Below are 9,931 nucleotides of genomic sequence, written 5' to 3' on the forward strand. Positions count from 1 at the left end.
GGTTCTTTTTTAAGAAAGCATAAATATATGGTAAGCAATCAAGTGAAAAACGGGCAGGTCCTGCTGGCAGAGCCCTTTATGTTAGATCCCAATTTCAAGCGAGCCGCGATACTGCTCTGCGAGCATGGTGAAGAAGGAAGTGTTGGGTTTATCATGAATAAGCCACTTGATATGCAAATTGATGCCCTGGTCGAATCTTTTCCGGAGTTTGACTCCCACGTGCTTTACGGCGGGCCGGTACAAAGAGATACCATTCACTACCTGCACACCGTTGGTGATTTGCTGGAGGGCAGCCGCCCGGTAGGCAATGGGATCTACTGGGGCGGTGATTTTGAGAAGCTGAAATTCCTGGTGACTTCGCAGCTTATCGAGCCTAAGGATATCCGCTTTTTCGTAGGCTATTCCGGTTGGTCGGAAGGGCAGCTGGATGATGAAATGAACCTGGGCTCCTGGGTGGTTGCCGATATGCATGCCAACTACCTTTTTAACATGGAGTCCGGGCAGATCTGGGAAAACGCCATGTACAATAAAGGAGATGCCTACACCGTCATCGCCAATATGCCGGAATTTGTAAGCTGGAACTGACCACACTCAGCGCCAACAAGAACAGCGTAATAAAAACAAAAGCCCCCTTCAGCGCCGCAGAGCAGCCGAAGGGGGCTTCGTTTTGTTTTGATGTGCCTTTTTTCAGGCTTTACGGATTATCAGCTCCGTTCGCTTCACTGTTTTCCTCTGCAACTTTGTTGGGCTGTGCGTTATTCAGCAGCTCAAGGAATTGATCACGCTGCTGTTCAAACCGTGACAACTCTGCATCCGGCAGTGGCTTGGCGGGCGGGAACTGCATATTGAGGTGGTTGACCTGCTTGCCGTCTTTCCAGAAGCGGAAGCAAACGTGCGGTCCTGTTGCCAGGCCGGTAGAGCCCACATAGCCAATCACCTGCCCCTGCTTTACATGAGTGCCAACGCTGACGCCTTTGGCAAACTTTTGCATGTGAAGGTACTGGGTTTGGTAGGTTTTGCTGTGCTTGATCTTTACGAAATTACCGTTGCCCTTGGTGTAGGAAGCCCGGGTGACCACACCGTCGCCTACCGCATAGATTGGCGTACCGTAAGGGGCCGCATAGTCGGTCCCGAAGTGTGGGCGGCGGCGCTTCAGGATAGGGTGGAAGCGGTTGAGGTTGTAATAGGAGGAGATCCGGGAGTATTTTACCGGTGACTTCAGGAAGCCCCGCTTCATCGGGCGGCCCTCAAGGTCGTAGTAGCCTTCCTGATCATCATTTTCGCTTTTGTAGTAAATGGCGTGGTATTCGTTTTCACCGGTTTTGTAATAAGCGGCATGTACAGCACCAACGCCGACTTCCTTACCGTCTATATATTCGCGGTCGAAGACCAGCCTAAACTCATCGTTTTTCTGTAGGTGATGGAAGTCAATAGACCACTGCAGGGCCCCTTCCATCTTGGCTGCAAGCTCGTAGCTCAGGCCCTGCCCAACGATAGCGTTCCAGAGCGAAGACTCCAGTTTGCCGGAAACAGAGCTTTGCTGCGTTTCCACAACCCGCTCTTTACGCTCCACTTTGTAGTCACCGCTCAGCCCGAAGACGACGTATTCGTAATCGTTAGGCTCGTAGACCATGTAAAGCGGCTGCTCAGTGCCAGGCTTGGAAAGAATAGTGTAGGGCTTGCCTACACGAAAGTGGCGAACATCAAAAACATCCTCCATATTGGCGACCAGCTTCTCGATCGAAGGGTAATCCAGCTGCTGATTCAGGAGGATGTCGGCTAGGAATTGTCCGGATTGAATGGTGTTTTCCTGGAGTTGCAGCGTATCGATCGCAAAGCCGTACTTCAAGGTGGGCACTACTGCGGGGAACGCACTGAGCTCCACGGGGGCTTCCGCTGAGGAAAGGGAAGCCCGCAACCCATTCTTGCTATTTAGCTGGGTAGCGGCATAAAAAATAGCCGTTCCCGCGAGCAGGACGGCAATTGCGATGGCTGAAACGTTTAAAATACGTCGGTTCTTTTGGTAAAAATGGTTGATCGATTCTGGTAGATCCACGATGCGTTGGTTTGATGAATAAATGGTGTGCTACAAATACGGCATAACCTTGCAGCCTTGTATTTTAAGGCTTGGTTGCGGTAAATAGCTGCTAAAGTTTTTGGGACAAAATCATGGGATCGGAGGTGCTCTATTTTCTCTTTGCACCTGCAAATATAGAAGTGGCTTGAAGTTGCGCCTAATTATTATTGTTAAAGTTACAAAAAATGGAACTTTTTGTTCAGGTCTCCGTATAAAAAGTTTCGCCTATGATTAAGATTTCCAATATTTTCCATCCTTTTTCAGTGCTTTCCTAATCATTCCTACGGAATTACCTACCTTTGCGGGAAATTGACAAATCAGGATGGCTGATCAATCAAAATACGGGCTGCGCGGGGTTTCTGCTACCAAAGATGAGGTACATGCAGCTATTAAGAACCTGGACAAGGGGTTATACCCTAATGCATTCTGCAAAATCATGCCTGATGTGGCCGCCGGCAGCGAGGAACACTGCACCTTAATGCACGCAGATACTGCGGGCACCAAAGGCAGCCTGGCTTATTTGTATTGGAAAGAAACCGGCGACTTGTCCGTTTGGGAAGGTATCGCACAGGATGCTATGGTTATGAACCTCGACGATATGGGCTGCGTAGGCTGCACGGGCAATATCCTGCTGTCTTCCACTATCGGGCGCAATAAGAACCTCATCTCAGGTGATGTCATCAGCACGATTATCAATTTCACCTCTGCTTTCGTAGAGGAAATGCGCAGCCACGGGGTGGACATTCACCTGGCGGGCGGAGAAACGGCTGATGTGGGCGATATTGTCCGTACCATAGATGTAGGTTATACCGCTTTTGCGAGAATGAAGCGCAGCGACCTTATCGTGAACGATATTCAGCCTGGTGATGTCATCGTCGGCCTGGCTTCCTACGGGCAGACAACCTACGAAAAGGCGTACAACGGAGGTATGGGCAGCAACGGGCTGACAAGCGCCCGCCACGATGTGTTCAGCCACCGCTACGCCTCCAAATATCCGGAAAGTTATGACCCCAGCCTCCCGGAAGAGGTGGTCTATGTTGGCTCCAAAAGCCTTACCGATGAGGTGAATATTGGCAACGGTCATACGATGACTGCCGGCAAGCTGGTGCTTTCGCCTACGCGGACCTACCTGCCGGTCATTGCCCAATTACTGAAGCACCTCCGGCCAGCCATTCATGGGATGATCCACAATACCGGTGGTGGCCTCTCTAAAGTGGTCAAGTTCATTGATGGCGTACGGGTGGTTAAGGACAACCTCCTGCCCCTCCCCCCGCTGTTCCGGATGATCCGCGAAGAGTCGGGTACAGACTGGAAAGAGCTGTATCAGGTCTTCAATATGGGGCAAAGGCTGGAGGTCTATCTGCCCGAAAGCGAAGCCCAAAGCGTAATTGATATTGCCCGGCAGTTCAATATTGATGCACAAGTCATTGGCCGGGCCGAAAAAGCCGAAAAAGCCTCCGTAAAGGTCATCAGCCCCTACGGCACCTTTGAATACGACCATTGACCATCAACCCCAAAATTTCAAATGCCTAATCATAAGAGCTTGTAGCCTGGGAAGAACACTCCAGACAAGCTCTCTTAGATCATCACTTACCTTGAATACAGGCATGAGAAGAGTCACAAAGCAACAGAAAGTAAAAGCAATTACGGAGATACTGGAATCTTACTACCCGGAGGTTCCAATCCCGCTTGACCACAAAGACCCTTACACCCTACTGATCGCGGTGCTGTTATCCGCTCAGTGTACGGATGAACGGGTCAACCGTATTACCCCTCTGCTATTTGAAAAAGCAGACACCCCGCAGGACATGGCGCAGTTGTCGGTGGATGAAATCCGCGAGATCATCCGACCCTGCGGCCTTTCTCCCCGAAAATCTGCCGCTATAAGCGAGTTGTCAGAGATTCTGGTAGAAAAGTACGATGGAGAGGTGCCTCAGGATATGGAGGCTCTGGAAGCCCTGCCGGGGGTAGGGCATAAGACCGCCTCTGTAGTCATGTCGCAGGCTTTCGGGGAGCCCGCTTTCCCGGTGGATACCCATATACACCGGCTTGCTTACCGTTGGGGGCTGAGCACCGGCAAGAACGTACAGAAAACCGAACAGGACCTGAAGCGCCTTTTTACCCGGGACTTGTGGAATAAGCTCCACCTGCAAATCATCTTTTTCGGACGGGAATACTGCCCGGCGCGGGGGCACGATCCCCATGCCTGCCCCATCTGTAGTCAGTACGGTAGAAAGACTTTATTCAAATAAGCCAAAGCGGCCTTTGCAATAACGCGGTCATTTGGAGATGGAGAGTATAACCAAGCCCCATCTGGGGTTGTTATGGTTCAAAACCTAAGAAAAATGCTCAAAAAGTATTTCGGAACTACCATTCAGGCTTTGCGTGCGCTGGCCTTGTGGGAAGGCGTTTCATTTCTTCTGATCTTGTTTTTCACCATGCCGCTAAAGTATATGGCGGGTATCCCTGAGCCAAACCTGATCGTAGGTATGGTTCACGGCTTCCTCTTCATTGGGTACATCACCGTAGTGGTGCTGGCCCGGATGGAGTATGGGATGAGCCTGGGGCAGACCTTTTGGTCACTTGTCGCGTCGGTCGTACCCTTTGGCACCTTTGTGGCGGACACCAAGATATTCAAACCCATACAAGTTCAGAAAGGATAGCCAAAGCCAAGATTAAAAGCAACGATATCGCCAAGGCTGAGTTCTACGCGGTTGCCATCGGGCCTGAAATCCCTGAACCAGTAATTTTGCCAGTTGGAAGGGCTGTCCGGCTCATTGGGGTAGGGCGCAGCGTGCCTGAGTTTTACACCCATATCCAGGCGCAGGATAAAGTAGGAGAAGTCGAGCCTGAGCCCTAGCCCCCCACCAATAGCGATTTGCCTGTAGAAAGGTTCATTGGTGTAGGAAAGGCGCTCTCCGGACTCCTGGTCTACGCAGGTGTAAGTCTTTCCCCTCAGCAGAAATTGCGAACCACACCGGTTGGGGTCCCGGCGCAACGTCCATATATTGCCCGCATCAAGAAACAAAGCGCCGTCCATCAACCAGAACATCTTAAACCGGTACTCCAGGTTGGCTTCCAGTTTGAAATCGCCGGTTTGGTATAGCCGGGTATTGTTGGCACTGCGTACGGCGAGGGTGTCTTCGTAAGCGCCCGGGCCAAGCCCCCGGGGTGCCCAGGCCCGGATACTATTTGGCCCACCAGCAAAAAACTGCTTTACATAAGGGACATCCGTTGTGTAGCCAAAGGGGCGTGCCGCTCCAATGGAGAAACGGGCAGCTAAGCTGTGGTTGGGCCGGCTTTGCCAGTACCGCCTTAGGTCTAGCTGAGCCCGCGCGTACTGGGAAAAGTCTACGCCCTGCCCTCCACCCAGGTTGAGGCGCAGGGTGTCCGGCTCCAGGGAAAAGCTGTTGTAAATCGCATTGCCTGCCCAGATTTCGGCACCAGCCAGCTCGAGATTGATGCCCACGTAGTAAGAATTGCCCCGCCGGTTGGGCCGGGAGTTGTACACGTAGTTGAGGTCTCTGAAGAGCAGGCTTACAAACAATTGCTCACCAAAGGAACGCTCCAGGAAGGGGTTGAAGGAGAGCAGGGAATCAAAGTTGGCTTCCGTGGTCGGCAGCAGGTAGTCAATACCCACATGATTGAAAATAAACCGCCGGTTGGTGGCTGGCTGATGGTCAAAGCCATAGGTGCCCGTGAAAAGGTTGTATTGGTAAAAGTCCCGGATCAGCAGGTAGTTGTAATTGGCAGATACCCGGGTGGAAGCATTTTCCTGTAGAGATTGATAAAACCCCTCTTTGAGAAAAATAGAAGACTTATCCTTACCCAGGCGGGCCCGGTCCAGCCGCCGCCAGATGCTCAGGTAGTCAATAAAACGGGGCAGGTAGAGGTTGGTCTGCAGGCCGAGGTCTACGGTATTCCAAAACTGGCCGGCAGAAATGGCCTGGGGAGCAGGGTTGAATTCCACCCCCGCATTAAAGTCCATGATCAGCAGCTCCGCGCCCCCAAAGACATTGCGGTGGCGCACAGAAGGGCTGACTGTCATACCAATCAGGTTGCCAATGCCCGTAGCGCTCCGGCTGGCGTAGTTGAACTCAAGGTCAGCACCTACTTCAAGGCGCTTGTTTTGTGTCAGCTCAATGCGGATATCCAGCCGGTCCGGATAGAGGGAGTCTATGGTCTGCTTGATGCGCACGAAGCGGAAGACGCCCAGGCTGTTGAGTTGCTTGTTGGTCAGGTCGTAATCATCCTGATGGTAGAGGTCGCCCCGCTTCAGAAAGATGGATTCAACAACAGTAGCGGGGGCTACCCTGAAGTCGGGGTGGGAGGTACGCAGGTGAATATCGTTGATCAGGGTGTCTGTGAGGGTGGAGTCACCCTGCCCGGGGATATAGTCGAGGAAGACAGTAATATCATCAATTTTGTACTGGTGATGCAGGCTGTCGTCTGCCGGGGGTAGCACTTCCAGCCGCAGAGCTGCCCTTTTGCCTGCAACGGTGGTGTCGGCATCAAGGGGCGCGAAGTAATTGCCAAAAAAGTAGGCATAACCGTGGTTGCGCAGATAACGGGTAATGCGGTCCCGCTCCTGATCGTAAAGCTTCCCGTCAATCGGTGCGCCGGGCTTCAGGTAGCTGCGGGGGGCGATGGCGCGTAGTACACTGTCAACAGTAGGGTCTTCGCAGGCGAATACGATGGTGTCTACTTTGTACTGCTCATTGGGCGTTACGTGGTAGGTGACATACATTTTTTTGCGGCGCACGAGCGGGTCGGAGTACACTTCCGCATTGAAGTAGCCTTTGTACTGCAGGTAGTAACGCATGGACTGCTCGGTGGCATCCCGCAGCGAAGGGTCGTAAATGGCAGGGGGCTCACCAATGACCCGCCGTAACAGCAGGTCAAATCGGGTGGTATCACCGGGCCCATCGGTAACGAAGTAAAACCACTCGCGTGGCATGAAGAAAAAGCGGTTGTTTTCCGTTTGTTTGTAGAGCGTGGAGAGCTCGTACTTCATATTGCGCTTGCGGTCCAGTTTGTCGTCTGCATGCAGCTTGATGCTGTTACCGCGCAGCAGGTATTCGTCTGCCGCCAGATATTTGGACGAATTGCAGGAAGAAAAAAACAACAGTGCCAGGATGACACCGATTAAGTATATTGTGCTTTCACTGCTACGCATGGGCATTTTGATCAAAAGCCAAAAAACGTTATGCCGGTTTCTAAAAATACGATTAAATATATACAATCGCTACGCCAGAAGAAGTTCAGGCAAAAGTATGATAAATTCATTGTAGAGGGCGATAAGATGGTCCGAGAACTGCTCGAATACCGGTCAGAATGGGTGGAAACCCTCTATGCGCTTCCCAATTGGATGGAACATTTGCCCCCGCAGCAGTGGCCGCCCGCCCTGCAAGCCATCACCGTCTCTGAAAATGAACTCAGTCGCCTTTCCCTGCTCAAAACACCGAATCAGGCGCTGGCGCTCGTGCGGCAGCCTCAGTATGAGCTGAATGCTGATGCCCTCAATGGTCAGTTAGCCCTGTTTCTTGATGACCTGCAGGACCCCGGGAATATGGGCACACTTTTGCGCCTGGCCGATTGGTTTGGTATTTCAACGGTGATTTGTTCGCCGAATTGTGTGGAGGTCTTCAACCCCAAAGTCATACAAGCATCCATGGGGGCATTTTTGCGGGTCTCCACCATCGTCGCAGACTTTGGAGCCGTTCTGAACGCCGCACCCGACCTAACGATCTTCGGCGCGGATATGGAAGGGGGAAATATTTTTCAGGCCGATCTGCCCAATACCGGCGTCCTGGTCATCGGTAATGAAGGCGCAGGCATCACTCCGGCAGTGATGGAAAAGGTGACGCACCGGGTGTCTATCCCCAGAGGAAAAGGTGGCGGCGCGGAGTCGCTCAATGCGGCGGTGGCAGCGGGGATTATTATTGGTGTGCTGCTGAATTAGGCGGGGGCGGCTGGGAAAGGCTAAGCCGGAGGCTGAGGTTCAGGATAAGGTTGAGCAGACCAGGGGAGGGCCTTCATAGGGAACGACCGCTTTGCGATCGACTCGGGGTGCTGCCGGATAGCATGCTATCCACCCTCTGAAGCCACTGCTTGGTACTCAACCTCAACCTGATCCTTAACCTGCTCCAACGCACCTTCAAAAAAAGCCATCCAGGCAATACCCGAATGGCTTTTATCCAGACTAAATTACAGCCCGATTACAGTAGCTTTTTCAACTCCGCTTCTATTTCCTGTGCACCTCTTACCTGAGTGGAAACGATCCGTCCTTCCCGGTCAATCATGAATGCCCGGGGAATACTGCGCACACCATAAAGAGCAGCGGCATCAGATTCCCACTTTTTCAGGTCGCTCACATGGTAAGGCCACTTCAGATCGTCTTGCTCAATGGCCTGTACCCAGCGCTGTTTCTGGTTTTGGAGGTAGGTTTGCGCTTCCATTTCAGAGTTCAGGCGGCTGCGGGTACGCTCATCCATCCCATCCAAAGAAACACTGAATACCGTGAAGTCCTGATCTTTGTACTTATCATAAACGGCGACCACATTCGGGTTTTCCCGGCGGCACGGGCCACACCAGCTTGCCCAAAAGTCGAGGAGGACGATTTTGCCCTTCAGGTCAGACAAGGCATATTCTTTGCCATCCGGGCTCTTCATTTTGATGTCCGGTGCCATTTGGCCGACTTGAATGAGCTCTTGCGCCTGCTGCTGCATGTACTGCCGCTCCACTGCGGTAAGGAATGCGCTGTAATTGGCACCCATTTCAGCGTTGGGAATGGCCTCGTTGAGGCGGCTGAGGGCCTTCTTCTGCGTGTCCAGGAACTGCCCGTTGGAACCCAAAGAGCGGTAGGCTACAAATGCGCCCAGTACCGGATTGGAAACCGAGTCGACGAAGTTGCCGATATCCGATGCCTGATACTCCCGCTTGAAGAGACTCGACATCGTTTGTGCCAGGATCTTGGAGTCCTTAGCGCCATTGATGGTGAAATTGTAAGTCTGAATATCATTCAGGTCGCCCTGTAGGTTAACGGCTTTCTCGGAGCCGTCAAAGACCAGGTTGAAGTTTTTGGCACCAATGCGCATTTGGTAAACGCCCGGCTCAATGCCCTCCGGGAATTCCATCTTGAACTGCCCGTTGGCATCCATCTCCGCTTTTGCTAAAACATTGCTTGCTTTGCCAATCTTCACCTGATCGAGGTAGACTTGCATATTCGCCGCATTCTCAATCTGCCCGTCGATAACGGTACCTTTGACCTCAGGGGCACACTGCCACAGGGCCAGGGAAAGAAAAGCTGCCATTAGGGTAATTCCAATATTCTTCATGCTCGGTACGAGTATTTTGATTCGGGAATGATTACTTATTTGTTACTGGGGCTTTTAGCTGATTTTCAACGCCACAAAGATAAAAATAGTATGGAAAATTGGGATTATGGGCGGATAAATCGGTGGGGTGGGGGGCTGCTCGTGTCATCCGGCTGAAATCCAAATGAACGCTAACCACCATAATGATAATGGCATTGAAGAATGGTGCACCTTTGGTCTGGTCTTTTTTTGTTCAGTCTCTATTTGGCTTTCAAGTCATAAGCAGAGCGGGCTTGAAAGGTTTCCTTTTCGCTGACCAGAAACCAATTAATGCCTGAAAGCGTAAGAGGTACAATGTTTTTTTCAAAAAAAACGCTCAAAAATTTTGGAATCTCGCGGGGGGGGTAAATTTACCATTGTTAGTAAACTATATAAAATCACAGAAGCAGTTGATGCTTCTGCCTCCTGTACAAAAAAGACATGTTCGCGCAAGCGCTTAAGTATTGCACATTTTCAATCTGGGGAACAATTTATGGGA

General features: G+C 51.7%; 8 protein-coding genes. 5 read left to right on the forward strand and 3 right to left on the reverse strand.

Annotated elements, in window-relative coordinates:
• The first annotated feature begins 27 nt into the window (after positions 1-27).
• Positions 28-585, forward strand: a complete 558-nt coding sequence (locus RIC19_RS15550) for a YqgE/AlgH family protein (RefSeq protein WP_350179258.1) — start codon at positions 28-30, stop codon at positions 583-585.
• A 109-nt stretch (positions 586-694) separates the two neighbouring features.
• Here the strand turns inward: RIC19_RS15550 and RIC19_RS15555 are convergent, their stop codons facing one another.
• Positions 695-2,056: a M23 family metallopeptidase gene (locus tag RIC19_RS15555; protein WP_350179259.1), complete on the reverse strand. Its 1,362-nt coding sequence runs from the start codon at positions 2,054-2,056 to the stop codon at positions 695-697.
• Positions 2,057-2,399: 343 nt separating this feature from the next.
• Between RIC19_RS15555 and RIC19_RS15560 the strand changes: the two genes are divergently transcribed.
• From RIC19_RS15560 to RIC19_RS15570, 3 genes are all read left to right on the forward strand, one after another.
• A complete protein-coding gene (locus tag RIC19_RS15560) occupies positions 2,400-3,581 on the forward strand; it encodes an AIR synthase-related protein (RefSeq protein WP_350179260.1) in 1,182 nt (393 codons plus the stop codon).
• Between the two features lie 103 nt (positions 3,582-3,684).
• Positions 3,685-4,329, forward strand: coding sequence for an endonuclease III (nth, locus tag RIC19_RS15565; RefSeq protein ID WP_350179261.1), 645 nt, complete (start codon positions 3,685-3,687; stop codon positions 4,327-4,329).
• A gap of 93 nt (positions 4,330-4,422) precedes the next feature.
• Positions 4,423-4,740: a DUF3817 domain-containing protein gene (locus RIC19_RS15570; protein WP_350179262.1), complete on the forward strand. Its 318-nt coding sequence runs from the start codon at positions 4,423-4,425 to the stop codon at positions 4,738-4,740.
• Here the strand turns inward: RIC19_RS15570 and tamL are convergent.
• On the reverse strand, positions 4,728-7,253 hold the full coding sequence (tamL, locus tag RIC19_RS15575) for a translocation and assembly module lipoprotein TamL (RefSeq protein WP_350179263.1): 2,526 nt from the start codon (positions 7,251-7,253) through the stop codon (positions 4,728-4,730). The genes RIC19_RS15570 and tamL overlap by 13 nt on opposite strands.
• Before the next feature lie 30 nt (positions 7,254-7,283).
• On the opposite strand from tamL, the gene RIC19_RS15580 reads away from it, so the two are divergent.
• A complete protein-coding gene (locus RIC19_RS15580; protein WP_350179264.1) occupies positions 7,284-8,039 on the forward strand; it encodes a TrmH family RNA methyltransferase in 756 nt (251 codons plus the stop codon).
• A gap of 256 nt (positions 8,040-8,295) precedes the next feature.
• Here RIC19_RS15580 and RIC19_RS15585 read toward each other — a convergent pair whose 3' ends face one another.
• Positions 8,296-9,414: a peroxiredoxin family protein gene (locus RIC19_RS15585; protein ID WP_350179265.1), complete on the reverse strand. Its 1,119-nt coding sequence runs from the start codon at positions 9,412-9,414 to the stop codon at positions 8,296-8,298.
• Positions 9,415-9,931: the final 517 nt, after the last annotated feature.

It is taken from the genome of Phaeodactylibacter sp. (assembly GCF_040219495.1).
In the GTDB taxonomy this organism is placed as follows: Bacteria; Bacteroidota; Bacteroidia; order Chitinophagales; family Saprospiraceae; genus Phaeodactylibacter.

Bases quoted from the DNA above. Each gene is read 5' to 3' on its own strand.
- RIC19_RS15550 (WP_350179258.1), top strand. From the start codon at position 28: ATGGTAAGCAATCAAGTGAAAAACGGGCAGGTCCTGCTGGCAGAGCCC.
- RIC19_RS15560 (WP_350179260.1), top strand. From the start codon at position 2,400: ATGGCTGATCAATCAAAATACGGGCTGCGCGGGGTTTCTGCTACCAAA.
- nth (WP_350179261.1), top strand. From the start codon at position 3,685: ATGAGAAGAGTCACAAAGCAACAGAAAGTAAAAGCAATTACGGAGATA.
- RIC19_RS15570 (WP_350179262.1), top strand. From the start codon at position 4,423: ATGCTCAAAAAGTATTTCGGAACTACCATTCAGGCTTTGCGTGCGCTG.
- tamL (WP_350179263.1), bottom strand. From the start codon at position 7,253: ATGCGTAGCAGTGAAAGCACAATATACTTAATCGGTGTCATCCTGGCA.
- RIC19_RS15580 (WP_350179264.1), top strand. From the start codon at position 7,284: ATGCCGGTTTCTAAAAATACGATTAAATATATACAATCGCTACGCCAG.
- RIC19_RS15585 (WP_350179265.1), bottom strand. From the start codon at position 9,414: ATGAAGAATATTGGAATTACCCTAATGGCAGCTTTTCTTTCCCTGGCC.